The organism is Halorubrum sp. B52, assembly GCF_059752555.1.
The window spans coordinates 1,107,879-1,133,847 of record NZ_MWTG01000009.1 but is presented as its reverse complement, the minus strand read 5'-3'; the positions used below and the strand labels follow the sequence as shown (position 1 = coordinate 1,133,847).

The window sequence follows — 25,969 nt, the reverse complement described above, 5'->3', positions numbered from 1 at the left end:
ACCTGCTACAACGTCGATCTGACACGACAACTGCGGTTCTGCCTCGAAACAGACACGCCGGGAGGTCCCGATCGGGAGGTACGCGACCTCCGAACGCTTCGGCTGGAGTTTCCCAGCCACAAATCCGGATCGAGTCCCTGCCGAAGCTCGGCGTCGACGGCGAGCGTGTCGGATCGTCACTGCGTGAGGTCGTCTCCGACGTCCAAACGGCGCTTGACGAGTGCGATCCCGACGTACACCTCCTACGGCAACGTGGGTCACTCTCCGGCCCGGTACACGGTCCCCGGACGCGTCATCATCGATGAGTCAACTCGTCTTTCTATCACGAGTCTGGGCTGGAGGGATGTCTTGACCTCGTTGCACGCTTCGGGTTGCCGCTGCAAGAACTCGGCTGGGCGTCTATCGGTCAGATTTTGACGGCCATGCAGATTCGGGAGGCCCGACAGCGGGACGTTCTCGTTCCGTGGCGAGCGTGGCGGCCGGAACTGTTCAATTCGGCGTCGACGCTCGATGAAGCCGATCGCGGTGGGACGACTTTCGCTCCTGACGTCGGTCTTCACGAAGACGTTCATGAGCTCGACTTCGCATCACTGTACCCGAATATCATCCGAACGCGGAACATCTCACCCGAGACCGTCCGGTGCGGGTGCTGTGAGACCTCGGACGTGCTGGGACTCGGCTACTCGATCTGTGGACGGGATGGGTATCTGCCCAACGTACTCGGCCCGCTCATCGACGCCCGGAGTGAGATTAAAGCGCAGATCCCCGATGCCGAGGGAGACGAATTGGAACGGCTGGAGGCCGCTTCCTCGGCCTTCAAGTGGATACTCGTTTCGTGCTTCGGATATCAGGGATGCAGCAACGCCAAATTCGGGCGGATCGAGTGTCACGAAGCGATCAACTCCTTCGCCCATGAGATCCTCCTTGACGCGAAGGTCGCACTGGAAGACGCGGGATGGCGGGTTGTCCACGGTATCGTCGACTCGATCTGGATGACGCCCGCTGAAGGTCGCGATCAGCGCCCACTAGAAGAGGTTGCCAGCGAGGTGAGCGTTGAGGTTTGCATCGAGTTGGAGCACGAGTATGCGTTCGAGTGGGTGGTGCTCTGTCCAATGAGGAATTCGGAGTCTGGATCCTTGACACGCTACTTCGGGAAGCGCCGCGGTGAGGAGTATCCCGAGGCCGGGCTTGGCGACGCGATCAAGACACGGAGAATCGAGGAACGCTAGCGGTCGACGCCGGCGTGGGTCGAGGACGTACAGAGTAAGGCATTCCGTGTCTTCGACGAGACCAGGTCGCCGGAGGCGGTGTGTGACATGCTCCGGCAGCAGCTCCAAGCGTTACGAGATGACGACGTCGATTTGATTATTCTCCGGGTGGTGTGGCCTTCATTAGAATCGATGAGCAGGTTGTTAAGAATTAGCATGAGCGGCCGAAATTTCGTATCCTCTGTATAAATTGTGTGTTGGGATTCACTAGGGACTCGGGGTCGCAGAGCAGGAATCGGCGAACGCCTTGATCCGCGATGAATATCTCGGCCGGATTGGGCGGGGTGATAAACGTATCCAGCGGGCTGGGAGTCAGTCCGATTCATCGTCCCTCTCTTGGTGGTTATGAGGTGATACGTATGGAAAATCAGTCGTCAGAAACAGTCGTTGAAAACGAGATCGAAACGAACCACCTCCCGTGGAAATGGCTCGAACAACGACCCGCTCGGGCGTTCACGCTCGGTGGGGCACTCCTAGTTGCGAGCGTCCTAGTCCCGATCGCGCTCGCTTCGGTTACGGAGTGGTCATGGGCGACGGGGCTCATCCTCGTCGGAATGAGTGTGGTTGCGATCGGCGTGGGACTCCTTGGGACGGTCCCACAGGTACGCGATCAGGCGCCCTGGCTAGCGTGGACCGGTGCCCTGTGTGCGACGGTCGCGGGAGTGGCAGCTGTCGGATTGGTCGTACTGGTCGGAACGGCGGTTACCGCTGCCGTCACTCTCGATATGGCCCTTCCGAAGCCGATGGGTGTGTTCCAGGTCCTAGCGCTTACGATGGCGGGCGGACTGACGCTGGGATTCGTACTGCTCGGTGCCGCACGGGTACGGACCGGCGGCGCCTCGGACACCCTTGGAAGCCTGCTAGTCATGGGCGGTGTCATACTCCTAGTGCCGGTCCTCGGTGAACTCTTCCGGATGGTCGTCGGGATCGGCACGCCGCCGTGGATCCTCTTCGGTGCTCTCGTAGTACTGGCTCTTGACACGCTGGCAGTCGGATACAACTTCCGGACCGCATCGTTGCCCCCTCGGTGACAGGATCATGATGATGGTTATCGATTCCGTGGTCATCGTCGGGTACGCCCTGTTGATGGTGACCGTCGGCAGCTATTTCGTCCGACGACAGGAGAGTTCGGAGACGTTCTTTCTCGCCGACCGAACACTTGGTCCGTTTCAGGTGTTTGGAACGACGTTCTCGACGTTTTTCGGGACGGGTCTGGTCTTCACGCTCGCGTCGTTCGGCTACCGCTACGGCGTCGGCGCGTTCGTCCTGCCCGGTGCGGCAGTCATCGGATTCCTGCTTCTCGCTCGAGCAGCCCCCCAAATCAAGAAGATGAGTGATCGACAGGGAGCCGTCACACTTCCCGCGCTGTTGGGGCAGCACTGGAGCACCCGAACGAGGGCACTCGCCGCAGTGATTACTGTCGGGTTGTTCACGGCGACGCTCGCGGCCAACTTCCTTGCTGTAGGCACTGTCCTCAACGCTCTGGTCGGACTTCCGCTCGACGTGGGAATCGTCGCTTTCGGGGTACCGGTCATCACGTACACAGCACTCGGCGGGTTCCAGGGTATCGTGTGGACTGACATCCTGCAGACGGTCGTGATTCTCGGTTCTGTGGTCGTGGCCTTGCCCGTGTTCGTGATCTCGGCGCAGGGGCCTGCTCTCGTTGATTCGCTCCCAGCCTCACATCTCGATCCGTCGTCGCTTCCGGTCCAAATCCTCGTGGCATACCTCCTCGTCGGTGTGTTCGCGTTCTTCGGGAGTCAGGATCTCTTCCAGCGGATCTACGCTGCACGAGACGGTGAAGAGGCGCGACGCGGATTGCTACTCTTCACCGGAGCACTCGTCCTGATGGGAATCACTGCTGTTGGTCTCGGGATCGCTGCGCGTGCGGTCGTTCCCGATAGCACCGCCGGAACAGCCTTAGTGTCCCTTACCGGTACCGTCGTCCCGGCCGGTCTCGTCAGCCTCGTCCTTCTCGGGTTTCTCGCGCTGGCGAACTCTGACGCGGATTCTCAGCTGTTGACGAGCACCTCGAACGTCACGCACGATCTCGTCTCCGCGCTCGGCGTCGAACTCCCACCGGAGCGGCAAGTGTGGCTCGACCGGGCCGCGCTCATAGGCATCGGGACGAGTGCGCTCCTGGTCGCTGTAGCAGCGCCGACTCTGACAGCCCTGTTCAACGCAGTCGGATCGTGGTTCGCGATGCTGGGATTTGTCATCTTCGCGGCGTTGTTCTGGCAGCGGACGACCGGCACGGCGGCGTTCGCTGGACTTGCGGTCGGTTTCGTGCTCCCGATCGTGTTCGTTCTCACGACCGGGAACCTCCAGGCTGCGACGGTTGTCGGATTCGTCCCGACGGTCGTAATCGTGGGAGCTATCTCGATCCTCTCCGACACGGACTTGGGGTACGTCGTGCCCCAAATCTTCCGTAGGTGACTCTATTGACGTCGTGTGACCACTCTCCTTACCGATGTTTCACCCACTACGCTGCTACGTTCGTTCAGCGAGAAGCAGCGTCATATTCCGACCGGTGAAGTCGTGCCGCCCGGTCCGTCTGAAGCCCGCATCATCGAGCCACTCGGACACCCTGTCGGTATGATACGTACGGCCACCGAGCGAGACGAGATAGGTCAGGTCGAGAAACCGGGTCCCGGTATTGGCGATCGAGACCCTTGCCCCGTCGCCGAACTGGTCCAGAATGGCGAGCTGGCCCCCGGGCGCCACCGCATCGGATAGTATGTCGAAGAGCTCTCGGTTGGTCTCCCGGCTGTTACCGTGGACGACGTTGAAGGCCAGTACGGCGTCGTAGGTCGATTCGAACGTGTCAGTCTCGTAATCGCCGTCTTCGAAGATGATTCGATCGCCGAGTCCTGCCGCGTCGACGTTTCGATCTGCGATATCCCGGACGGCGGGGTCGTCGAAAATAGTCGCTGAGACCGACGGATAGCGGTCACACACCGCGTTGCTGTAGAGTCCGTGGCCGCCACCGACGTCGAGTACGGTTCCATCGTCGGGGACGTCCAGCTGTGCGGCGATGTCGTCGCCGATCAGTTCGGCCGTCAGCTCGAAGGCGGCCTCGGCGGTCGGCCACAGGTCGGGATGGTCGTCGAGCCACTCGTACACCGAGACTGGCGGCTCGCCCTCCCGGATCGCATCCGCCGCGTGTTTGCGCCAGAACGGATACAGGATCTCTCGCCAGAACCTGAAGTACCTGGCCTAGCTCGTGTCCGCGGATTCGAGCAGCCACGTCTCGGTCATCGCCGTCAGCGAGTACCTGTCGTTCCGTTCGGTGACGTAGCCGGTGTGCTCGAGGAAGTCGAGGAGTATACGTAATCCCGTCTCGTCTATGTCGAGCCGGTCGGCGAGCTGTGTGGACGTCGTGGCCTCGTTGTCGAGGACTGCGAACACGCCCAAGTCTAGTGCGAGCATCGCTGCCTCAAGATTCATTCCACCGAAGAGGTCGAGCATCGGCCCAGGCCCGCGATTCAACCGGAGCATGTACGTCCGTTCCATTAGGTTCGGAATGACTGGCATTGGTCTGAGTCACCTGTCTTGAGTCGGATATCAGAGTCCGAGATGTGAGTGTGATTTGCCGCTTCACTCTCCGTTGTCAGTGTGCGTTTCTATCATTGCGACCCGTTCAGCAAATCGGCACTTCCTGACATACTGGACGTATTTAAGCATACGTCACGTTGACTGTGAACCGAATAGTAGCGAAATTCCACCAACAACGGGGGTATCGTGCCTCCGAGGGTTGGCCCTTTCGAACCCTCCAAGCACGAAGTTCGGCCGGCGGATTCAGAGGAGTTGGCCGAGCAGGTTGCGCTCGGCCCGCTGGAGGTGTTCGTTGACGGTCGAGGATTCGAGGTCTATCTCCGCCGCGATATCGTCGGCTGAGACTTTTTTGGGGATCTCGTAGTAGCCCATTTCCCAGGCCGTCTCAATGACCTCTCGCTGGCGAGCGGTCAGTTCGTCCAGTGGATACTCCGGGCCCTCGTAACCGCCGATGCGCTGGAGGCTCGGCGAGACGCCTGCTTGCTTGTACTCGCCGATTTGCCCCGAGATCGCCTCGTGCGGGCCGACCAGCGACATCGTAGCACCCCCGTCTTTGACCTCCGGGTCGCACGTTCCGAAGAGGTCTGCCGCCATCTCTTCGAGACTCTCCGGCAGGTCAGGCGCGGTAAACGAGAGGACGTACACGTGAGAGTCGTTTCGCTCGGCCACGTGGTTCCACTCGTCGACACAATCGAGCTTTGTCAATCGTTCCTCGTCGATTTTCTTCTCAACTTCGACCTGCAGGACGGCGCCGTTTCCACGGCAGGAAAGTTCCTCTACATTGAGGAGTCCAGCCTCCTGAGCCAGTGATAGGAGTCCGTCGACACCCATCGCTTCCAAGTCCGTGTCGGAGACGCTGACTTCAGCTTCGCGCATATCGTTCGATTGAGCGAGCAGTGCCTACTGTCTTGTGCCCAGTATACTGGGAGGTGAATTCGGAATGCCAACGCGTGTGCCGAGCATGATCGCCAACTGATTGGTTGGACGGAGTTGCCTTCGGCACAGACGAGTGAAGCGAGCAGTAGGCAGGTGAAGGGTGCTTGTGTACACTCCATGAAACTGCCAGTCTACGGTCTCAATTGACGTCGCGTTGAGTGAGCCAGCCCTCACTCCGGGCGAGCTGTGATGGCGGTGATGACCCCGAGCAACGCGGTTGACGACTCGACGACCCCAAGCGGGGACCGTGCAACGTTTTCGAGGGGATTCTGGTTCCACCGACAACTGTGTTTCTCGAAGTGCGCGTCGGCCCGCCAGTCCTGGAACCGAGCGATCGGTCCGACGCTGCTACGACCGTGTTCGAGCAGCAGGATCCGACCGTCAGGCGCACAGACCCGCGCCATCTCGGAGAGTGCCTCGACCGGATCGGGGAAGGTACATGTTGACAGCGACGAGATGACCGTCTCGAAACTGTCGTCAGGAAACGCCAGATCTTGGGCGTCCATCTCGTGGAGCGTGGTCCCGCGCGGCCGATCGTCGAGACGTTGGGCTGCCTTGGCCAGCATTTCGGGACTGATATCGATACCGACGTACTCGCTATCCGGGGGAAGGTAACGGGCGTTCGTCCCGACGCCACAGGCGACGTCGAGGACGCGGCCGTTTGCGTCACCGAACAGTCGCCGTCGATACCGGCCTGTGAGAAGCCGGTTTAGCCAGCTCATCCGGTCGATCGTCGCCGCTTGGTCGCGGTAGGTCTCCCGCACGTCAGCGATGGACTGTGGCGGGTGGTCAGCGAGGACCCGCGTATCAACGGGTTGTGAACTGTCGTCCGTCGACGAGGTTGGCGTCGCGCCCTCGTCGGAGGTTGTGTCGACCATCATCTGTTTATCCGGGACGGAGCACCGAGGGAGTAACGCCGATAATACTAGGAGTGTTTACAAACGGCATCGTCTCAGGCGACGAGAGCCCTGGCCACGTCCGTGGCTCCTGCCAGCGGTAGTGCGACCGTGGTCGCGGGGACCGTCTCCGCCCACTGTTCGTACGCCGTGTGGTCGGGGAAGGCCCTGACGTAGGGACATATCGCGGCATAGCCGTCCTGTAATGTCGGACTGCCACTGGACCGCTCATATGCATCGAGTTCTATCCCGAACGAGAAGACCGTCTCTTTCGGCGTGATCAAGAGTTCGACGCTGCCGACTGCCTGTGCTTCGACGACCGTTCCATCTGGGCTCACCGTGCGAATATCGACCGGCCGTTCCTCGATTGCGGCCAGAATGACCGCGTCGTAGAAACACTGGAAGTAGTACCGCTCTTTGCCGACCTCGCCCCAATGTTCTGACTCCGTATCCGTGTGGCACAATTGTTCGCTGTCTATTGCTCCACCACCTGTGTGACTACGAATCCCGCTCGTCCACTCCCTGAGCGTGTCGATCGAATCCGACCCGACGAAGTGTCCGAGCGCCGACCGCAACTCATCAGGCAGTTGCGCGTCCAACACGTCACCTTCGTCGATCAAGTTATCAGTATTATTTTCACGATCCGTTGCACGCGGATCGGTACCACTGCAACCCTCCGTGTCGGCCTGCGTTTTGGTGTTGTTTTCTGAGTCCCCCATCGTCTCGTCTTGTATCAAGACGATACGCCGGCGTTGCACTTGCTCCCAGCAACGTGGGGATGTTTATCATAAGATGCTGCTACCCCGTCTCAGATATCGATCGATATGATAACGCCAACGAAGCGATCACAACCGTTCTCGTGGAGTATTCATCCGTCGTCAGAACCGGTTAGAAAATGATCTGATTCCTACAGGTGGTACGAAAAACGTCCGCTATCTCGAATGTCGACCGTCTTATCGAGGGTCGAAAACGAAAGGGGTTCTTCCCTGTGATTGTCAGCCTGAACAGCTGCTTTGAGAATTGCGGGCCGATACTCGTTTGGCAATAACAAGAACGTCTCGACTGATGGTTATCCACCAGCGCAGTTATCACTCCTGCAGATGGTACTCGCGTCTTGCCCATTGGGACCTCGGGAAGCTTTAGAGTGTCCCGATTTTTTATGTGTGATGACTGGATCGATATGTACCACTCTATGACCCACTAGGTAATCGCAGTCGTGCCCAACAATCTGTAGCCCCTGGTCAGTACCGGTCTTGTTCGGGCGTTCGGATCATAGTCACCGTTCCTTCACTCGAATCATGCCGCGCATCCCAGAGCTCTCATGTGGGATACAGTAGTACTCGTACGTTCCGGGGTGATCGAACGTGTGCTCGTACTCCTCGCCGGGTGCGATGAGCCCCTTGCTGATCCAATTTTTCGCGGCACGCTCTGATTCGAAGCCGCCACTTGCGAAGTACGTGGCCTCGTCTGGTATCCCGTCTGCATACGCTGTGACCGTGTGCTGAATGTCGCTCTCGTTCGTCCACCTTACTGTCTCTCCAGACTCGATCGTCGCGGTCTTCGGCGCGAACGTGTGGTTGTCGGGCATCGTGACGGTCTGGATCGACGATGCCTGCCCGCGCAAACAGCCAGCGGTGCTGAGCGTCGCCAGGGTCGCAGCGCCGAGGCCCAACACTGTGCGCCGACTGTAGAGCTCACGTGCCATTGTCCCAGGATTGGGTGGTGCCTATTAGAGCACCACGAAGAGGTCGGTCACGTACATGACACCGAGACCGAGCAGGAACGCGAGCAGATTCGTGGCGCTGGCCACGCGACCGCCCGCATCACGAACCATCCCCGCGATCTCCCAGTTGACCTGTAGGATCGCGCCGACTCCGATCGCGAGGAAGAAGGCGCCAATCGTCGGCGAGTACGCGAGACTGCCGATCCAGCCACCGAGAATGACGGGTGCGCCGGCGATGACGCCGAGCGCGGCGAAGTGCTTGAGCGCCGGGCGTTCTCCGCGGGCGACCGGTGCGACGACGGCCGGGCCTTCCGTCACGTTGTGGAGCATGAACCCGATCACGAGGAACGCCCCGAGCGACACACGCCCGAGTGCGAACGAACTCCCGATCGCCAGCCCCTCCGCGAGGTTGTGCAGGCCGATCCCGACCGCGACCAGATAGGCGATCCAGAGACCGCTGCTTGCTCGGCTATCACCAGCGGCGACACGGCCCTCACGCCAGGCGCTGAGCGCCTGAACCAGGAGAAGTGTGCCGAAGATTCCGAAGACGATCAAGAGGTTGCCCTCGTACGCACCTGGAATTTGCTCGGCGAGTTCGAACGCCTCGAACCCGGCGTCGAACGCCAAGAAGCCCAAGACGCCGGCCGCGAACACGAGCACGGCGTGCAGCCACCGGTCGCTCATCGTCTTGATGTAGGGGAACCACAGCATCCCGAGTGCGACCGGGATGACGCCGACGAACAGCCCGATGATTGCAAGCGTTCCGAGCAGACTGAGGCTGAAGCCGGGTGACTGACTCGGCGCGACGATCGTGTTGTGGAAAGTCGCTCCGTCAGAGAGGACGAGCGCGACCTCGAGATCCCACCCCGGATTCCAGTGATACGGGATCACGACCTGTGCGCTTTCCATCGGGGCGAGCGTCTGGTCACCACCAGCGCCGTCGATCTGGAAGTTCCAGTAGGCCTCGTCGACGAGGACCTGTGATATCGTCACGGAGTCGGGGCCGTTGTTCGTCACGTGCAACACGACCGTGTCGTCGCTCGGAAGCGTCGTGTGCGTGACCGTTACGTCCGGAAGCGGGGCGCCGCTCTGAACGCCGGCGAGCGGTGACGTGAACGCGAACACCCCCAAGACGAGCACGAGCAACACAATCGGGAGTAACGCGCTGACCCATCGCGGGAGTCCGAACGGCTGTGTGCTCTCGTTGTCGGCTGATACGCCACCGTCCGTCGTCGGGGGGTGTGTCTTGTCTGCCATTTAGACCACCTCGAAGAAGCTCATCCAGCCGAGTTCGGCGAACTCCGACTGATGGGCGTGGAACATGTACAGCCCGGGCTCGTGATCCGAGTAGTCGATCTCGATGATTCCGCGCTGTGCCTGCGTCTGCATGATCGTGTCCACGGTCTTTCGCGTCGGCGTCAGCGTCGTCCCATGGTCGTAGTAGTCGAAGAACTGCGAGTGCGTGTGGAACGAGTTGATGAGGTCGAACTCAGTGGCGTTGGCGAGATACACGCGCTGGCGCTCGTTCTTGTCGATCTGGACGGGGTGTTTCGTCTCGCCCGCCGTCCAGTTCCCGTTGCCGTCGGTGCTACCGACCCCGTAGCCGAACGCCCGCGTGTTCACCGCGTAGACCTCGTTGCCGCCGTCGAAGTTGGTGTCGAACGAGTTCATCACCATCACCATCTCGTTGACGGCGTCGTTTTCGGCGTACTCGTGGTTCCGGCTCTTCGCCTCGTCGACGAGCCGCGTCCGGAGGTCGTCGGTGATCGGACCGGGGTAGTTGACGTAGTCGCGTGGGTTCTCCCTGACGCGCTCGGGGTCCGGATCGACGATGATCGTGCCGTAGAGTCCCCGGTGGATGTGCTCTTTCAGCGGGAGCGAATGGCAGTGATAGAAGTGCGTGCCGGCGGGCTGGGCGATCCACTCGTAGGTGAACGACTCGCCCGTATCGAGCACACCAGGCCCGTTCTGAGGGATTCCATCCATCCGCGGGTTGAGATTCTTCAGGTGCGGATGAATCGTGTGCGCGTGTCGTCCCAGATTCGTGAATTTGATCCGGAGGAGGTCGCCCTCGACGGCGCGGATGGTGGGTCCTGGAACCTGACCGTTGTACGCCCACGCCTGGAATTCGATGCCCGGCGCGATGGTGATTGTCGTGTCGACGGCAGTCAGATCGAACTCGCGAACGGTTCGGCCATCCTCCTCGTAGACCTGCTGGGGAACGTTATCCTGGCCGCTATCTCCGGTGTTGAATGCGGTGAGGAACTCGTGTGGATCGAAATCCAGGTCTTGATATTCGCCCACCGCACCGAAGTTCCCGTGTGTCTTTTTGTCTTCGTGGCCGGGCGACGCACCTGCTCGCGTACTGCCGAGTCCGACTGCAGCGCTCCCGGCGACACCGAGACTGCCGAGTACCGTCCGACGACTCACGCTCGTGTCACCGGTGAGTGCGTCGACCAGTCGCTGTTCGAGCCGTTCTGTGACCTCCGCTGCACTGTCGTAATCTATCGATGGCATGATCTCCTCCGCTGAGTGAGCCTTCGAATACCCATACACGCCAGTTGTCCCACCCAATATATAAATTAGACGCATCTAAACTTAAAGTGAGACTAAACTAATAGCGACGGTGGTGGGCGTTTGAGTGGCTTAGTTCGTACTCTACGTGAGGGACCGGGTCGATACAGAACGTACCACTTCATCGGGTAGTGCAACTGATTCGTCCCAATTTTCTGGATCAACTGTGAGATCGCCCAGTTGCTCTGCAATTCGGTCGGCGAACTGACTGCTGATCTGATGTTCGAGGCGATTTGCTTGGTCGTGTACCCCCGCCCAATCGTATTCGAGATGGTCCGTCAGCTTTCGTTCTAAGAGCCGGTGATGGCGAATGATTTCGAGAGCAATAGGAACTCCAGTCTCGGTGAGTGTGACTCCCTGATAGGGTTCGTAGTGCATGAGTCCCGCTTCATCCTTCACTTAACACCGCGGTCCGTGCGGCCGTCAATGGGGATGAGGTGTACGTCGGCGGCCAGAATCTGCTGACTCAACTCAAGAGTGAGGTGCCGGTTGGTCTCCAACGCTTCGCGGATGACGCCGATCAGAACGCACAGACTGTGGTGTACCCCGTTCGTGACGGAAAACTGATCGCAGCCCTCGCGATGACCGATATGATCCGCGAGGAGAGTTTTCGCATCGTCGATGCCCTCCACGATCTGGGGACTGGGGTGGCGATGCTGACTGGCGACTCCCAGGACATCGCTGACGGCGTCGCCGACGAACTCGGCAGCGATACAGTGTTCGCATAGGTTCTCCCCCAAGACAAAGACGAGAAAGTCCAGGAGCTCCAGGACCAGGGCAAGCTCGTGGGAATGGTCGGCGACGGCGTCAACGACGCCCCGGCGCTGACGCGGGCCGACATCGGTATCGTCATCGGGAGCGGCACCGACGTTGCCGTCCAGTCGGCGGACGTCATCCTCGTCCAGAACAACCCCATGGATGTCGTTCGACTGGGCTGAGCAAGGCGAGCTACCGGAAGATGCAGGAGACTATCGTATGGGCGGCGGGGTACAACGTCTTCGCGATTCCGCCTGCAGTGGGCGTGGCACCAATCGGGATTCTGCTGTCTCCCGCCGTGGGCGTCCCCCTGATTTCGCTGAGTACGGTGATCGTCACGATCAACACACAGCTGCTTCGGCGCGTGGACCTGTCTATTTCCGAGCTTCTGGGTGGGACACCATCGACGGAGGCACAGCCTGCTGACTGAACCCCGTTCTGGCTATTTCAAGAAGAATTCCGTCGGGGTGATCATCGCTTCCGACAGACCGGTTGGTGCTGCGTAGGAGCCGCTTCTTAGTTCGCCAGATACTGGTTTTCCCACTCACGCCGTGCCTCTATCTTACGCTGACCGCGCTGTGTGACTGTGTATACGTTCGTTCGCTTGTCGAATTCACCCTTCTCGAGTAGTCCTTTGTCGACGAGATCGTCGAGATTCGGATAGAGGCGGCCGTTGTTGATCTCTTGTTCGTAGTAGTCGTCGAGTTCGTCTTTAATTGCGAGCCCGTGTGGTTCCCTCAGACCGGCAGTTACGTACAATATGTCTCGCTGGAACCCAGTTAGATTGTGCATCTGTCTGTTCCTTATTTTTGAAGGGTGGCATATGTTCTCTCTGGTACTCTGAAACGATTTTAGCGTTACTGGGCCGGAATATCACGTGTAAAACTTCGAACTTGGTCCTGTTGGAATCCTATTCTTCAGACAGATTTTTGTGCGAAACAACTGTTCGCTGAAGTGTGTGTATAGACCGTTCAGAGTGGCCGGTCGAGATTAAGAACGAAACAAGCAATGGTGTTCACGGAACTGTTTCCACCAGCGTCGTAATCGGACGAACGCATCGTATTTTCGTTTGAGCGTTGAGTTAACGGTCACGGTCTGACTTGCTTTCCCGTAGAGATTAGCGTCTAAGCGTGCGTTCCACACTTTGTTCATTGAAGACGGGTCGCAGCCCAAGTGCTCCGAGATATCTTCTGCTCAACAGGCGGCCGTCAGCCAACTAACACGATGATGGCCAATTTATTTGACAACCCGCGAGATAGAGTTTGTATGCCAGTCACGTTTCAGGTTAGTCTGCTGTCCGCTCGATGAGCCACTCGCCGCTACCCAGACGGACCACCCCCACCAATGAATCGTAACAGATCACACGAAATGGCAGTCGTGGTCCTCACGCTGCTCCCAGCCCTCCTGGTTGGAGCCTATCTCTCTCAGTGGCTCTTCCTTCGTGAAGAGACCGCCTCGCTGTTGGCTCTCGCCGAAGGAGTCGTGTTCGTTGGGGCGTTGTGTGTGCCCCCCTTTATCGCATTTCGTCTCCGGAACGCGTCGTTTGGACGGCCTGAGTACCGAACGGTCACGATCACAACTGTCGTCACCGCGCTCTTGGTACTCGGTATCGTCGCGCTATATCATATTGAACTCCGCGTCGAGGGACATCTCCTGCCCGTCGCTGAGGTCGTCGAAGGAGTACTGTTCGGTGGGGCCATTGGGACGGCTATCGGCGCTGTTGCGGGCCTGTATCGAGCACGAACGATGCGTCGCGAGCAGCAATTGACAGATGAGCGAGAGACGCTCGCGTCTCGGACCGCGCTGTTGTCGACGCTTACACAGAACCTTCCCGCCGGGATTCTCGTCGAGGACGCCGACCGGCAAGTGCTGTTTTCGAATCAGGCGTTCTGTGAGATGTTCAAGATCGAAGCCGCGCCGGAAGCGCTCGTTGGCACTGACTGTATGGCGGCTGCCGAGAATATTAAAGAGCAGTTCGTCGATTCTGAGCGGTTCATCGAACGGACAAACGACGTCGTTGAGACCGAGGCGTCGAGCCAGCGCGATGTGTTCGATCTCGTCGACGGCCGGACGCTGGAACGACGGATAACGGCCGTTGAACTGGGAGAAACCAATTCGGGGAATCTCTGGGTGTATCGTGACGTGACCGAGCAGAAGCGGTACGAGCGACGGTTGAGTGCCCTCCACGAGAGTACTCGGGAGCTGATGAGCGCCCAATCTCCCGAGACGATTGCGACCGAGGCAAGCGAGGCTGCGAGCGATATCCTCCAGTTGCCGCTCAACGGGATACATCTGTACGACGAGACTGTCGAGGGACTTGTTCCAGTCGCGTGGTCGGACGCAACGGAAACGGCGGTCGGGGAACCACCCGTATTCACATCTGGAGACGGGATCGCTTGGCGAACGTTTGAGGCCCAAGAGACAACCGTCCATCGAGACGTTCGAGAGGCGGACGATGTCTACAATCCGGACACGCCGATCAAGAGCGAGATGTACTTGCCACTCGGCGAGTACGGCGTGTTCCTGATCGGGTCGACCGAAGCCGATGCCTTCGAACAGACGGATATCGCGCTCGCCAAAATACTGGCGACGAACCTCGAGGCGGCGCTGGCTCGTGCCGAGCGTGAAGCGAAGCTTCGTGACCGCGAAGCACAGCTCAGCCGGGAGCGCGACCGCCTGGCGACGCTGTTCGAGACGATTCCGGACCCTGCTGTAACCGTCGATCTTCAAAACGGCGAGCCGATCGTTCAAACCGTCAACGAGGCATTCGAAGCTGTCTTTGGCTACGCTTCCGGTGAGGTAGTTGGGACGCCGATCAACGAGTTGATCGTCCCACCGGAGTTCGAAGCCGAAGCCGCCAACATCGACGATCGAGCGGTCGCGAACGAACAGCTCGTTCGGGAAGTCCGCCGACAGACGGCCGACGGGGAGATCCGGGATTTCTTGTTTCGAAATATCCCGATCGAGTCCGAGCCCAGCACTGCCTATGGGATCTACACCGACATCACCGATCGAAAACGGCGTGAACGGACGCTCGAAGCGCTGAACAACATCACCCGACAGCAGCTCCAGGCGTCCTCCCAGGAACGCATCTGTGAGCTGACGGTGACCGCCGTACAGAACACCTTAGATCGCCCGCTGAGCGTCGTTCACCTGCTCGACGACGAGGGGCGTGCTCTCCGTCCGGTTGCGATGACGACCGCTGTGACGGATCACCTTGACGAAGGTGACCTCGGGTATACGGCGGGGGACAACATTGTCTGGAACGCGTTCGATACCGGTGAAACACGTGTGCTCGACGATGTCGAGACAGTTTCAGAACCGATGCTCGACGATCCCAACACGCCGGTTCGCAGTGCCATCATTATCCCGCTCGGCACCCACGGCGTGTTACTTATCGGCTCGGTACGGGCGGCTGCCTTCGATGATGATGACGTCTACCTGAGTGAGCTTCTCGCAGCGACGACGACTATCGCGCTGGACCGAACGATCCACGAGCAGCAACTGGCACGACTCCATGAGGCGACCCGCGACCTGATGACAATCTCAGATGAGCAGACGATCGCTGAGCGCACCCTTGAGGCGGCTACCGAAATTCTGGGATACTCGTTAGTTTCGGTTCGCTACCACGATACCGACCGAGATGTGCTGGTTCCCGTTGCCCTCACGGACGTTGGCCGGTCGACGCTTGGCGAGCCGGACATCTTCGAACGTGGTGAAAGCCTCGCGTGGGAGCCACTCGAAACCGGCGAGCCGCAACTCGTCGACGACGTGACCACCCACGAAATATCGGTGAATGCGGGATCCGGCGTCCGGAGCCTGCTGATCCTTCCCATTGGCGAGTACGGAACGCTCAACATCGCCGCGACGGCGCCAGCGGCGTTCGACGACGAGGACATCTCACTGGCGCGAATCTTGGCCGCCAACGTCGAAACGGCCCTCGACAGGGCGGACGACGAGCGTGCGCTCCGGGCCCGCGAACAGGAGCTCCGCCGCCAGAACGAACGCCTCGAAGAGTTCGCAGGGGTTCTCTCGCATGACCTGCGGAACCCGCTAACCATCGCGAATGGGCGACTCGAGCTCCTCGATATCGCAGAGGAAAACGACCACGTCGCTGCGATTCGACGGGCACACGATCGGATGGAAGCGCTCATCGAGGACGTGCTGACGCTGGCCCGACAGGGTCAAACTGTCGGCGAGACGTCGCCGCTGTCGGTCAAGCAGGTCGCGACTGAGGCGTGGCAAACCGTCGAGACGGCCAACGCCACCCTCGAGATAGACGCAGACGTGGTCATCGGCGCTGATCCGGGCCGAATACAGCAGTTGTTTGAGAATTTATTCAGAAACGCCATCGAACACGGGAGAGACGACGTGACAGTTCGCGTCGGGGCGCTCCCGGACGCCGGCGGTTTCGTCGTCACGGATGACGGTCCGGGGATCCCGCCCGCCGAGTGGGATCAGGTTTTCGATCAGGGGTATACGACGGCGACAGACGGCACCGGATTCGGGTTGTCGATCGTCCAACAGATCGTCGGGGCGCACGGATGGACAATTTCCGTGGATGAGTCTGCCGACGGCGGCGCCCGGTTCGAGATCGACACTGACCACGCGTCGGGTGGTCATGATGTGTGACCACCCGAGTCAACTACGGGGGCAGCCAACAGCACACGCTCCTGGTGCTGGAACTGGATTTCTCCCGAGGGGTGACTGAGGATGCGCATCGATGTGGATCTCTCGCCCCTACAGATAACACTCGTGTACGTCGTTTTCGCGATGTTCGCATTGTTGGTTTCTGACGTGCTGTTGGTCATCTGGATCGATGATCCGGTACTCCAGAGCCAGCTGCAGACGATGAAGGCTGGTCTCGAAATTGCGCTGACAGCAGTCCTGATTTATTTGTTAACCCGCCTGAGTCAGCAGTCGCTCGATCGGACGAACACACAGCTTGAACGACGCACGCAGGAGCTTCATATCCTACAACGGCTGTTCAGACACAACATCCGGAACGATATCAATATCATCAGGGGGCGAGCCGAATGGGCTCTCGATACTGCAGACGATGCAGAGGTCACCGACCAACTCGAGTCGGTCGTGACAGCCTCAAACCGGATCGTGACGTACGTCGAAAAGAGCAAGCGGATTTCGGACCTGCCGGATGAAGAGTCTCCTCTCGAAACACAAGATATGGTTGATATCGTCGACGACGCCCTCACTCAGCAGACAGTCTCCATCACAACCGTCGATATCGAAACGGAGACACCGTCGTCAGCACCCGTTGACGCGCATCGACTCCTCGAATTCGGCGTGTTCGAGGTGATCGATAACGCCATCAGACACAACGAATCGGAGGACCCCGAACTCACGATCACAGTCGAGGAGATGTCCAACTGGGTCGTGCTCCGCGTCGCGGATAATGGGCCGGGCATCCCCAAACACGAACGAACGGTCCTCCGCGAAGGTGGTGAAACACCGCTAGTTCACAGTAGTGGGATCGGCCTGTGGCTCGCATACTGGGTGACGACGCGATTTAATGGCGACTTCGAAATTACGGAAAATGAACCATGTGGGAGCGTTGTCACGATGCGTCTTCCACGCGCATGAGGCCGACTTGGCGCTAGCTGCGAGCCACGGTTCGGAATGAAGTCCCCCGGAGAAAGAAGATCCAGCATACGCGCTCGGGTGGCGACTACAGGCATCCCCTGGTGGACTGTATACCTGCCGACAAACATGGTAGCAAAACGATGACGGCGCTGTATCCCCGTCCTTCAGAACGGAGTTTTAGCGTATGTTCCGAACATAATACTAAATATCATAATTCTGTTATATGCGTTACTATTGTATGTCATTCCAAGAGTGGCGCGATACCCCGCAATCCTAGTTTTATATACTATCTCTCTACCTACACCAAAACTGGTGTCGTATCGGTGTTCTCTCGTAGGACAACGGCTGAGAGATATCCGGTTCCGATTAGGACTAAAACGTCGCATACGAGGCACAGACCCCGCTTGGGCGCTTGCAGATCGAGACACATGCGTTGTGACACCGAGACTGGGGCGAAACGACGACTGAAAGCATTATTCCGAAGACCTGGCCTGCAAGCCCCAAGAAGAGTTGATCAATCTGTTTCAGTCTAACCAAAATTACAATAGACTGACAATAGGTTCGCGTTGGTAATGTGTATGTACCAACAAATAGACAATAGTTAGTTGTAGTCATAGAATGGTTACATTATTGGTCTTCACCCAAAAACATATACATATAATCTCATTATCGTATCTGTGTGAGCTGGAGTATAACGGTGCAGAAACATACCCGCACGTCAGATTACAAGGTCAGTCACCATCGAGAACATCCATGACCTGTGCCTGCTGTGGAACAACCATATCAACGCCTCCGGCCTCTATCGCCACGGCCTTCGCGAGGAAATGGAAGTCGCGGTGTTGACCCCGACGATCTCCGTGGTCTCCTCAAACGGGATTGCAGGCAGGGTTACATGAAAAAGAAAGCGTCGACGAGATCAATCGGTACGCCGATGTGAAGATCAACCGGATATGTCACAAAACAATACACCCTCCGAGACGGCTTCGAATCGCGCTGAAAGCCAGCCGACGGCATCAAGTAGGCTTCCCAGGCAAGCTGTGTTCATCGTCGTCGTCCTGAGCCTGTTCGCTGTGGAACCCGCCGCCGCACAGACCAACGCGGTCTGTAGCGCGGACAACCTCCCCAGCATGATCGAGGGCTTCTTCCAGCTTACCACGGCGCTGGGAATTGTTGGCCTCGCGGTCGTGTGGCAGGCCGACTCCCTCATCGAGATGTTCACGATCACACCCGACCAGAAGAAGGGACTCAAGCGCCACAAGCGCTCCGCGATGAAGTCTGCGGTCGTTCTCGTCGCGCTCGGGCCACTCTACACCGTCGCTGGGTCATTGATGAACCTTCCACTAGCGCAGTGCGTCGACCTCGCCCCCTGGTAGACGACTATCACCCCCGCCGCGATCCCCCATGACACAACGAGAGCTCTCCGTGCTAATGGCCGCCCTGTTAGTGACGAGCCTAGTCACGGGTCTCGTTACTGCAAGCCCGCCACGGCCAGGCACGGAGGGGAATGAGCTCACTGAGAATGAATCAGCCACGCTGTGGTCTCGCGACGCGGACAACTACATCAGCCAGGAGGAGTACCAGCAGCGATACGGCGAGAGCCGGACCGCGATGCACCAACTCGCAAACGGGACGGACATCACGTTCACGCGCCCGCCGGCGACAGCTGCAACGTGGACGCGAAACGATTTCGCTGATCTCGAAGCCGGTGGGTCGGATACGTCTTTGCATCCGCGCCACGCATCGCTCGAAGACGGGGTGTTCATCGAGGACGCCCACGCCACAGTGTTCACAGTGCAGCCGTCGACGCGAGGTCACTTGGAGTCGGGTGACACGCCGCTCTATATCGCACCGAACGGCACGATGCGGGGGTTCGTTGACTATCGTGTTCGCGTCCCGAACGGAAGCTCTTCGGAGAACACGACGATCGAGTGGTCGCTTGCGAGCAACGAGGTCGAGAAGGTTCGGTTGCAGAAGGACGGTGAAACCATCGTCGAACGTGATGGCTCGCACACGCCGGCCCTCGACTACCAGATCGAGGATGACTGGAGTGCAAACCTCACGCTCGAAGCCGAGATCAGCATCCGGTTGAAGAAGACCGCGCGAATCGACCGAGGCGATGAGACTGATGTCGAGGTCACGTACCAAACCGAGTCGCTCAACGTTTCGGATTCGATCGCCGTCGAGATCTACGACCTCTCGGCGTACCCCTACTACGCCGAGTATCCCAATGGTGACGCCGGTGTGGCTATCTTCCAGTCCAGACCGTGGCAGGGGTACACGCTGACGGAGCATGGAAACGCACGAGTCCGTGGAGTCTGGCGGTTCTACACCGCTCGGAACACCAACTGGGATACACTCGTCAGGTCAAACAGGACCGACAGCGCCACCGTCGAGTCTGACGCGATTCCAGTCTATGTTCACGCGTACCCGTCGCGAATCGGCCCCCGTGCCGAACCAGTTCGTGATGGCCCAGAGATCATCGACACCTGGGGCACAGACCGACCGTCTCCGGACAGCACTCTTGGTGAGAACATCAACATCGACATCGTCAACCAGTCGTACACGACGACGTACGGTGTTGCGGTTCGCGCGGAGAACGTCGACCGCAATGCGCTCCAGGTGGCAGGGATCGTGCGGGGTGTGAACGCCTCGATTGTGGCACCTGACGCTGGCTCTGAGCGGCAGCTCCGGCGCAGTAATCTGACTGTTGAGGTGCTTCAGCAGAACGAAAGCCAGGCCACACTCCGCATCGAGCTCCGGGATAACGAGACCGGCGCACCAATCGTGCTCAGCGATCCCGACCGACGATATCCAATCGGCGGGAACACTCGCAATGGCTACATCACCGTCGCGGAGCAACGCGTCGAGACCAACGCTTCTGGGGTGGCGATCGTGACGATCGACGAGCCGGATATCTACACGGCTCGGTACCACCCAGGCTCGTGGCTCGGGCACAACTCCGCGTATGTGAGTGCGACGGCTACTGCTCGCTGGCATCCGCTCGGCACCATCGACGGTTGGTTCGCGTTCATTTTCGAAGTCAGCTGGCAACTCATCCCGTTTATTGTGATGTTCTACGCAGGCAAGCGGCTCCTCCGAATGCTAGGTCCAGAAGACATCTTTCAACGAAACCCATAGTCCATGGCTAGAAACCACCCACACATCAGTCGGCGAACCGCCCTCCGAACAGTCGCAGGTGCTGCGCTCGTAAGCGTCGCTGGCTGTCTGAATGACAATGGCGGTTCTGGGACACCTGGTGACGGAACGACCTCTCCAGATGGCAACGGCCCACTCACGCGTATCGCTGTCGAGGGGACAACACTCATCGTTGAACTCTCGGAAGAGGCCGATGTCGACCAGGTCAACCTTATCCAACCGAACAGCGAGTTATTCGGGAAACGTGACGTAGCCGCAGGTGCTCAGCAGGTCTCATTCGAGATTGGCACGGCGTATGCGCTCGGTGAGTACCGCGTACTCGCGTTGAAAGGCGAGGAGACAGTAGTTGAGACCACGACTGAACTCCGTCCAGAGATTCAGATACAGGATGTCGGACTCTATCGGAATAATCCAGATAAGCGGTGGGACGAAATCTATGGTGAGAGCGAGACTGACCGGATCAAGAATGGCGAGGCATTCGTCACGGTAGAGAACACAGGAAGCGGTCCGGAAGCGATAACTGAACTAATCTTCTCCGGGGACGTTCCCAATCCAATTGATAACCCCAGAGGCAGTGGAATGCACGAAACCGACCGGGTAGTAGTCTCCCCTGGTGAGACGGCCGACTTGTTCAGTAATTCGTTCCCGTTCGGTTCAGAGAGTGAAGACGGAATGGGGTGTTCCCCAGATGGTAACAGCGGACAGTTCACGGTTATCGTCAAGACTCAGGTCAGTGGCAATCGGGTCACGAGTACCTACAATGTCCAGTATTCCGGGTCTGACGAGATGACAGACTGTGAGGTCACGATCACGGAGGCCTGACGATGGTTGATCTCATTGACGTCGTTCTTGAGGGTATCAAAGGCGTCGTTGATTGGTTCATCGGCCTGTTCATGAACGGTCTCAGGTCGGGGTATGAGACTCTGACTGAGGGAATGTTCGGAACCCCGACCCCAGAGACGAACGGAGCATTTGTCTTCGGTGAACCAACCAACGCACCCTGGCCAGCGATTCACGATGCTCTCATCGGCGGCGAAATCATGCTACTTGCCCTCTTGCTCCTCGTGATGAGCGTACAGGGCCGTCACACGGTTCGGATCTTCAATATTGGAAGTACCTACGAAGCCCGAAAAACGAAGAAGACGGCCTGGGTCGGTGCTTTTCTAATCATTACGTGGTATTGGGTTGGAACTCTCGTACTCTACCTCGTCGACGGGTTCACTATTGCGCTAATGCCGGATCTTTCCTCCGTAGCCTCGGCAATGCTTCAGTTCTTGGGCGCAGCCATCACAAACCCCGGACTGGGGCTATTGTTCGCCGTGATTGGTGGAATCTCGATGTGGGCGCTGGAGGCGCTGTTCTACATCCGAATGATTCTGCTGTATGTCTACCTATACGGAATGCCGATTGCATTTGCACTGGCCTACGGAAATATTCCAGTCGTATCTGATATCGCGATGGGGTTCTGCAAACGGTTTGTCCCGTTGGCTGTCCTCCCGCTCCCGGCAGCGATGGTCCTCAAGGGGTACGACTTGATCTACGGCGGAGGGACGCTCACACCAGGAACAGCATTCCTCAAATATCTCGTTGCTGTGTCCCTCCCGCTGGTCGCCCTCTACATCACGTGGAAGACGTTCAAATACGCGACGCCGTTGACGGCCAAAGTCGTCGGCGGTGCAACGAAAGGCGTAGCACTCGTTGGCGGTGTCGCCGCTGGAGCCTACGTCGGTGGTGCCGGCGTCGCGACGACCGCCGCTCGGTGGGGGCCGAAAGCCGCCGCTGGCCATGCCGTCGCCCAAAAGGCAGGTGCCCGCGGTGGTCATGGAGGAGACGATGGCGTCCCGCCATCGTACCGTCGAACAGAGAATGACCCTGGTGGAGCGACAGCCGAATCGACGAGTGACGACCGTGGGATGGAGTTTGATCGAGGAATCCACTAACAATGTCAGCAGATCAAGACGCGGCCGCACGGCGCATCATGGATCAGTTCGGCGAGGAGAGTCGCATCCCGTATCTCAATATTGAGGAAGGGGACGTCGGCATGCTCATCGCCTTCCCCATTATTGGGCTGTTTATCGCTGGCCTCACCGGGATCGAGTCGCTTGCCCTCCCGTTCGTCGCTGGCGGGCTTGGCTTTGGCGTTGCCGTCATCTACGTCTCACCAACCCACCTGAACGCCTGGACGTGGACCAAAGACGTCTATCGGTACCTCAAACGACCTCAGGTCACGTTCAGTGCGCCCGCCGACGCCGACACGAGTACCAACGAGTCAGAGCGGAACGAAGGCGGACTCGCGAACTACACGCCATTCAAGCCGGACGAGCGGACACAGGACCTCACGAACATCAAGCGGGCGTGGCCGGGCGCTGGTGCCATCCAGCGTGAAGACGGCGCGATGGAGGCGTTCATCGAGATCGATCCGGCCAACATGGACTTCGCGATGTCCGACGACTGGGCGCAGCTGCAAGACGCCGGCGAAGAGTTCGCCAACAAAGAGCTGGATTCGAAGCTCAAACTCCACGCCACAACCCGTTCCTTCCCGGTCGAGCAGATCACCGAGACCATCGAAGATCGGCTCACGGACGAAGACGTCACGGAGAACCCGATTTTCCGGGAACTCCTCGAAGAGTACCGGGAGACACGGCCGAAGGAGATGCGTGACCGGGGCATTCAGCAGGTCCGGTACTACATCGGCGTTGAAGTCAGCCCGATAGAAGTGTACGACCGCTTCCGCGACGAGGGCACCCCCGCAGAGAAGCTGACCCAGTTCCCCGTGATCGGGTTCCTGTTCAACCCGTTCGTCACCCGGCGCGAGGACCTCACCGACGTCGAGCGCCGTGCCCAAATGTTCGAGAAACTCGACAGTCGCGTCAACGACGTTCGCTCCGAACTCATACAGCAGGCGTCGGGGTGGTCCGCACGCCGGCTCAGCACGGTCGAGCTGTTCGTCCTGAATATGGACTTCTGGAACGGCCGCGAACACGACTACGACGAGGCGGAGTGTGTCGTTCGCGACCAATCGATCATCGGCCACTCGCGCCGGGAGGACCCACACGATGCGTAACGTGATCCTCCAGATCAGTGGTGGTGCGCTTGACTCCGTCACCGGGTGGCTCCAGAATCTGACGCCAGCAGAGAGTGCAGTACTTGCTCTTGCAGTGGGTCTCGGCCTTGGCGTCGGCAGTAAGTACCTCTGGGACCGCTTCACTGCGGATGATGAACCTGACGTGGACTTCACCGATGTTCTCGATGAGGTGACACTCGAAGAAGGCGAGGCCGAACGCCAACTCCTCGACGACATCTCTGAGTCACACAAGACCGTCACCGCGCCCGGAGCTGTCGAGTGGGAGACACGATCTGCACAGGTCGGCGAGCAGTGGACGACGACGCTGTACATCGCTAACTATGCCGACTATCCCAACGACGGATATCTGAGTGACCTCTTCGAGATGAGCGATGTCCAGTTCGATCTGACGGCCCACATCACGCCGAAAAACCAGGAGCGAGCCCGGAACGAACTACAGGACATCGCGGATGACCTCCAAGTCGATGCTGACCTCGAACAGAGTATCCGGAGTGCCTATCTCCAAGAACGCGCCAACGAGGCCGCAGCGACGTACAAGGCCGTCGAGAACGGCGCGAACGTCTTCGACCAGGGGATGTTCATTACAGTCAGAGCCGACGAGAAAGACAAGCTCAGAGATGACGTCCAGACGGTCAAGAGTGCGCTCCGTGACGACCCGGCGAACCTCACGCCGAAGACCGCTATCTGCCGACAGGACCTCGCCCTCCAATCCGCTGCACCCATCGGCGACAACGAGTTCGGGCGGACGTCGATTGCGCTCGGCGGCGCCGTCGGCGCGTTACTCTCCTCCCCGCACAACGCGACGATTCTCGAGGAGGGTGGGGTCGAGTTCGGGATCCACAAGGACAACCAGAGTCCAGTCGTCATCGACCCGTTCGCCCGAGACAACGGGTACGCGATGTTCACCGTCGGCGACACCGGTTCGGGAAAGTCGTTCAGTTCGAAGCAGAATTTCATCCGGTCGATCGAGCAGAGCAAGGATCGCATCGGCATTATCCTCGAACCATTGAACAACTGGGCCGGCGTCTCAGAGGCGCTCGACGCCAAACGCATCACGGTCGGCGGGACGCTCGGGCTGAATCCGCTGGAAATTCGGAAGACGCCCGAGCACGTCCAGCGGGCGATGGGCGAGGACGCGAGCCCGTTCAACGAGAAGCTCGACGACGCGATGAGCTTCCTCACGAACTTCTTCGCCCTCCGGGGTATCTCACTGGGAGATCGGCGCACCACGCTCGAACTCGCCCTCAAACGTGCCTACCAGCGCAAGGACATCACCGACGACATCTCCACGCACAGCAATTCGAGTCCGACCATCCGTGAGATGATGGACGTCTTCGAGGATATGGTCGACGACCCCGAGGAGTTCGTCGTCCGGTCCGACGAGGAGGCGGGGAAGATCAAAGAGGACGCGACGTGGCTCCTCGATCAGCTTCGCCCCTTCGAGGAGGGAGGTCGACACGCAAACCTCGGCCAAGAATCGGACTTCGACATCCGGGATGAGAAGGTCATCTACCTCGATCTGGCCCAACAGGAGGGGAGCGTGGACAGCAGCACGGCGCTGACGATGCAGCTACTCATCTCTCTGGTGTACGAGCGGGCGAAGGTCTCAGACAAGGAGGTCGTGTTCTATATTGACGAGGCACGGTACATCATGCAGGACGCCGCGAGCCTTGCGTTCCTTGAGACGGTGTTCCGCCACCACCGTCACCACGACCTCTCGATTCGGCTGGTCACGCAGACGGTTGATGAGTTCTTCGAACACGCAGAATCCGAGGCGATCCTGGATCAGTGTGCAGTCAAGCAGTTCCACCGCCTCGACGGGATGGACGAAGAGTGGGCCGACGAGTTCGGCCTGAACTACGCGCAGATGCGGTTTGTCCAGGACGCCGTGCCGGGCAACGAGGACGCCGGCTTCTCCGAGGCACTGGTCGGCGTCGACGGCGAGTGGCGTGGGATCCAGGTCAAAGCGATGCCCAAGGAGAAGCAGGTCATCGACTTCGAGCCAACCGAGCAACGGCGAGCCTCACTTCCCGGGACTGGTGAGAATGCTGTGGACGCGGAGGTGCAGGCGTTCCAAGACGATATTGAAAGCCGAGCGACCAACAACGGACAACGCCCACCTGAGCGGACGCCAACAGAGACTGATGGCGGCGAAACGGGAGGTGACGACGATGCGTGAGTACCTTCGCGTGACGCCAACCTCCGAACGCCTCAATCCGGAGCGTCTACCGAAGGCACTGGAAAGCCTTCACAAACTCACTTCACCGGACTCGACGGGGCTAGCTGACAAACTCAATCCGCTACATAGCGACACACCGCTACGCTTCGAATTCCTCGCGCTGAGCGAGGGGAAAGATGACCCCGTCGAATTCTACTACGGTGCTGACGACCATCTGGATACCCTTGAAAAACGGCTCCG

The 25,969-nt window shown here is 59.1% G+C and carries 23 protein-coding genes and 3 pseudogenes; 14 read left to right on the top strand and 12 right to left on the bottom strand.

Features of this window, described 5'->3' with window-relative positions:
- Positions 1 to 422 precede the first annotated feature (422 nt).
- From B4V04_RS14300 to B4V04_RS14290, 3 genes are all read left to right on the top strand, one after another.
- Complete coding sequence (locus B4V04_RS14300; RefSeq protein WP_498232407.1) at positions 423 to 1,229, top strand: DNA polymerase domain-containing protein; 807 nt, start codon at positions 423 to 425, stop codon at positions 1,227 to 1,229.
- Between the two features lie 398 nt (positions 1,230 to 1,627).
- Positions 1,628 to 2,299 carry a hypothetical protein gene (locus B4V04_RS14295; RefSeq protein WP_498232406.1) on the top strand — a complete coding sequence of 224 codons (672 nt, stop codon included), beginning with the start codon at positions 1,628 to 1,630 and terminating at the stop codon, positions 2,297 to 2,299.
- 7 nt (positions 2,300 to 2,306) lie between these two features.
- Positions 2,307 to 3,704 (top strand): sodium:solute symporter family protein, encoded by a 1,398-nt coding sequence (locus B4V04_RS14290; RefSeq protein WP_498232405.1) that lies wholly within the window; start codon positions 2,307 to 2,309, stop codon positions 3,702 to 3,704.
- A 54-nt stretch (positions 3,705 to 3,758) separates the two neighbouring features.
- Here B4V04_RS14290 and B4V04_RS14285 read toward each other — a convergent pair whose 3' ends face one another.
- The 10 genes from B4V04_RS14285 to B4V04_RS14240 all read right to left on the bottom strand — a co-directional run bounded on the left by B4V04_RS14285 (position 3,759) and on the right by B4V04_RS14240 (position 11,351).
- Positions 3,759 to 4,391 (bottom strand): SAM-dependent methyltransferase, encoded by a 633-nt coding sequence (locus tag B4V04_RS14285; RefSeq protein ID WP_498232404.1) that lies wholly within the window; start codon positions 4,389 to 4,391, stop codon positions 3,759 to 3,761.
- A gap of 93 nt (positions 4,392 to 4,484) precedes the next feature.
- On the bottom strand, positions 4,485 to 4,736 hold the full coding sequence (locus B4V04_RS14280; RefSeq protein ID WP_498232403.1) for a methyltransferase family protein: 252 nt from the start codon (positions 4,734 to 4,736) through the stop codon (positions 4,485 to 4,487).
- 330 nt (positions 4,737 to 5,066) lie between these two features.
- Entirely contained in the window at positions 5,067 to 5,699 is a 633-nt protein-coding gene (locus B4V04_RS14275) for a helix-turn-helix domain-containing protein (RefSeq protein WP_498232402.1), read from the bottom strand.
- Positions 5,700 to 5,929: 230 nt separating this feature from the next.
- A complete protein-coding gene (locus B4V04_RS14270) occupies positions 5,930 to 6,640 on the bottom strand; it encodes a class I SAM-dependent methyltransferase (protein WP_498232401.1) in 711 nt (236 codons plus the stop codon).
- A gap of 71 nt (positions 6,641 to 6,711) precedes the next feature.
- Entirely contained in the window at positions 6,712 to 7,392 is a 681-nt protein-coding gene (gene merB, locus B4V04_RS14265) for an organomercurial lyase (protein WP_498232400.1), read from the bottom strand.
- Positions 7,393 to 7,562: 170 nt separating this feature from the next.
- A complete protein-coding gene (locus B4V04_RS14260) occupies positions 7,563 to 7,706 on the bottom strand; it encodes a DUF7347 domain-containing protein (protein ID WP_498232399.1) in 144 nt (47 codons plus the stop codon).
- A gap of 225 nt (positions 7,707 to 7,931) precedes the next feature.
- Complete coding sequence (locus B4V04_RS14255) at positions 7,932 to 8,360, bottom strand: cupredoxin domain-containing protein (RefSeq protein ID WP_498232398.1); 429 nt, start codon at positions 8,358 to 8,360, stop codon at positions 7,932 to 7,934.
- A gap of 24 nt (positions 8,361 to 8,384) precedes the next feature.
- Positions 8,385 to 9,635 (bottom strand): ZIP family metal transporter, encoded by a 1,251-nt coding sequence (locus B4V04_RS14250; protein WP_498232397.1) that lies wholly within the window; start codon positions 9,633 to 9,635, stop codon positions 8,385 to 8,387.
- Positions 9,636 to 10,895 carry a multicopper oxidase domain-containing protein gene (locus B4V04_RS14245; protein ID WP_498232396.1) on the bottom strand — a complete coding sequence of 420 codons (1,260 nt, stop codon included), beginning with the start codon at positions 10,893 to 10,895 and terminating at the stop codon, positions 9,636 to 9,638.
- Between the two features lie 141 nt (positions 10,896 to 11,036).
- Complete coding sequence (locus B4V04_RS14240) at positions 11,037 to 11,351, bottom strand: metal-dependent transcriptional regulator (RefSeq protein WP_498232395.1); 315 nt, start codon at positions 11,349 to 11,351, stop codon at positions 11,037 to 11,039.
- A gap of 11 nt (positions 11,352 to 11,362) precedes the next feature.
- Between B4V04_RS14240 and B4V04_RS14235 the strand changes: the two are divergent.
- A pseudogene (locus tag B4V04_RS14235) lies at positions 11,363 to 12,138 on the top strand (HAD-IC family P-type ATPase); the annotation flags it as partial.
- 86 nt (positions 12,139 to 12,224) lie between these two features.
- Here B4V04_RS14235 and B4V04_RS14230 read toward each other — a convergent pair.
- Positions 12,225 to 12,500: a helix-turn-helix transcriptional regulator gene (locus B4V04_RS14230; RefSeq protein ID WP_498232394.1), complete on the bottom strand. Its 276-nt coding sequence runs from the start codon at positions 12,498 to 12,500 to the stop codon at positions 12,225 to 12,227.
- Positions 12,501 to 12,679: 179 nt separating this feature from the next.
- Positions 12,680 to 12,860 (bottom strand): annotated as a pseudogene (locus B4V04_RS14225) (IS5/IS1182 family transposase); the annotation flags it as partial.
- A 216-nt stretch (positions 12,861 to 13,076) separates the two neighbouring features.
- On the opposite strand from B4V04_RS14225, the gene B4V04_RS14220 reads away from it, so the two are divergent.
- From B4V04_RS14220 to B4V04_RS14175, 10 genes and pseudogenes are all read left to right on the top strand, one after another.
- Complete coding sequence (locus B4V04_RS14220) at positions 13,077 to 16,340, top strand: GAF domain-containing protein (protein ID WP_498232393.1); 3,264 nt, start codon at positions 13,077 to 13,079, stop codon at positions 16,338 to 16,340.
- An 81-nt stretch (positions 16,341 to 16,421) separates the two neighbouring features.
- Entirely contained in the window at positions 16,422 to 17,309 is an 888-nt protein-coding gene (locus tag B4V04_RS14215; RefSeq protein ID WP_498232392.1) for a sensor histidine kinase, read from the top strand.
- 722 nt (positions 17,310 to 18,031) lie between these two features.
- Positions 18,032 to 18,248: pseudogene (locus B4V04_RS14210) on the top strand (hypothetical protein); the annotation flags it as partial.
- Positions 18,249 to 18,259: 11 nt separating this feature from the next.
- Positions 18,260 to 18,682, top strand: a complete 423-nt coding sequence (locus B4V04_RS14205; protein WP_498232391.1) for a DUF7985 family protein — start codon at positions 18,260 to 18,262, stop codon at positions 18,680 to 18,682.
- A gap of 28 nt (positions 18,683 to 18,710) precedes the next feature.
- Positions 18,711 to 20,447, top strand: a complete 1,737-nt coding sequence (locus B4V04_RS14200) for a DUF8186 domain-containing protein (RefSeq protein ID WP_498232390.1) — start codon at positions 18,711 to 18,713, stop codon at positions 20,445 to 20,447.
- Between the two features lie 3 nt (positions 20,448 to 20,450).
- The gene (locus B4V04_RS14195) at positions 20,451 to 21,287 is read left to right on the top strand and encodes a hypothetical protein (RefSeq protein WP_498232389.1); all 837 of its coding nucleotides are present in this window, start codon (positions 20,451 to 20,453) and stop codon (positions 21,285 to 21,287) included.
- A 2-nt stretch (positions 21,288 to 21,289) separates the two neighbouring features.
- Positions 21,290 to 22,405 carry a TrbL/VirB6 family protein gene (locus B4V04_RS14190; RefSeq protein WP_498232388.1) on the top strand — a complete coding sequence of 372 codons (1,116 nt, stop codon included), beginning with the start codon at positions 21,290 to 21,292 and terminating at the stop codon, positions 22,403 to 22,405.
- Between the two features lie 2 nt (positions 22,406 to 22,407).
- Positions 22,408 to 23,529, top strand: coding sequence for a TraC-like domain-containing protein (locus tag B4V04_RS14185; RefSeq protein WP_498232387.1), 1,122 nt, complete (start codon positions 22,408 to 22,410; stop codon positions 23,527 to 23,529).
- Complete coding sequence (locus tag B4V04_RS14180) at positions 23,522 to 25,729, top strand: VirB4 family type IV secretion system protein (protein ID WP_498232386.1); 2,208 nt, start codon at positions 23,522 to 23,524, stop codon at positions 25,727 to 25,729. Before B4V04_RS14185 ends, B4V04_RS14180 begins: the two co-directional genes overlap by 8 nt.
- The coding region (locus B4V04_RS14175) for a hypothetical protein (RefSeq protein ID WP_498232385.1) at positions 25,695 to 25,969 on the top strand (275 nt) is incomplete at its 3' end. The genes B4V04_RS14180 and B4V04_RS14175, both read left to right, overlap by 35 nt.

What these genes read in the sequence shown, in the direction of transcription:
- B4V04_RS14300 (WP_498232407.1), top strand. Translation starts at nt 423, where the DNA reads ATGCAGATTCGGGAGGCCCGACAGCGGGACGTTCTCGTTCCGTGGCGA.
- B4V04_RS14295 (WP_498232406.1), top strand. Translation starts at nt 1,628, where the DNA reads ATGGAAAATCAGTCGTCAGAAACAGTCGTTGAAAACGAGATCGAAACG.
- B4V04_RS14290 (WP_498232405.1), top strand. Translation starts at nt 2,307, where the DNA reads ATGATGATGGTTATCGATTCCGTGGTCATCGTCGGGTACGCCCTGTTG.
- B4V04_RS14280 (WP_498232403.1), bottom strand. Translation starts at nt 4,736, where the DNA reads ATGCTCGACCTCTTCGGTGGAATGAATCTTGAGGCAGCGATGCTCGCA.
- B4V04_RS14275 (WP_498232402.1), bottom strand. Translation starts at nt 5,699, where the DNA reads ATGCGCGAAGCTGAAGTCAGCGTCTCCGACACGGACTTGGAAGCGATG.
- B4V04_RS14270 (WP_498232401.1), bottom strand. Translation starts at nt 6,640, where the DNA reads ATGATGGTCGACACAACCTCCGACGAGGGCGCGACGCCAACCTCGTCG.
- B4V04_RS14255 (WP_498232398.1), bottom strand. Translation starts at nt 8,360, where the DNA reads ATGGCACGTGAGCTCTACAGTCGGCGCACAGTGTTGGGCCTCGGCGCT.
- B4V04_RS14250 (WP_498232397.1), bottom strand. Translation starts at nt 9,635, where the DNA reads ATGGCAGACAAGACACACCCCCCGACGACGGACGGTGGCGTATCAGCC.
- B4V04_RS14245 (WP_498232396.1), bottom strand. Translation starts at nt 10,895, where the DNA reads ATGCCATCGATAGATTACGACAGTGCAGCGGAGGTCACAGAACGGCTC.
- B4V04_RS14230 (WP_498232394.1), bottom strand. Translation starts at nt 12,500, where the DNA reads ATGCACAATCTAACTGGGTTCCAGCGAGACATATTGTACGTAACTGCC.
- B4V04_RS14220 (WP_498232393.1), top strand. Translation starts at nt 13,077, where the DNA reads ATGGCAGTCGTGGTCCTCACGCTGCTCCCAGCCCTCCTGGTTGGAGCC.
- B4V04_RS14215 (WP_498232392.1), top strand. Translation starts at nt 16,422, where the DNA reads ATGCGCATCGATGTGGATCTCTCGCCCCTACAGATAACACTCGTGTAC.
- B4V04_RS14205 (WP_498232391.1), top strand. Translation starts at nt 18,260, where the DNA reads ATGTCACAAAACAATACACCCTCCGAGACGGCTTCGAATCGCGCTGAA.
- B4V04_RS14200 (WP_498232390.1), top strand. Translation starts at nt 18,711, where the DNA reads ATGACACAACGAGAGCTCTCCGTGCTAATGGCCGCCCTGTTAGTGACG.
- B4V04_RS14195 (WP_498232389.1), top strand. Translation starts at nt 20,451, where the DNA reads ATGGCTAGAAACCACCCACACATCAGTCGGCGAACCGCCCTCCGAACA.
- B4V04_RS14190 (WP_498232388.1), top strand. Translation starts at nt 21,290, where the DNA reads ATGGTTGATCTCATTGACGTCGTTCTTGAGGGTATCAAAGGCGTCGTT.
- B4V04_RS14185 (WP_498232387.1), top strand. Translation starts at nt 22,408, where the DNA reads ATGTCAGCAGATCAAGACGCGGCCGCACGGCGCATCATGGATCAGTTC.
- B4V04_RS14180 (WP_498232386.1), top strand. Translation starts at nt 23,522, where the DNA reads ATGCGTAACGTGATCCTCCAGATCAGTGGTGGTGCGCTTGACTCCGTC.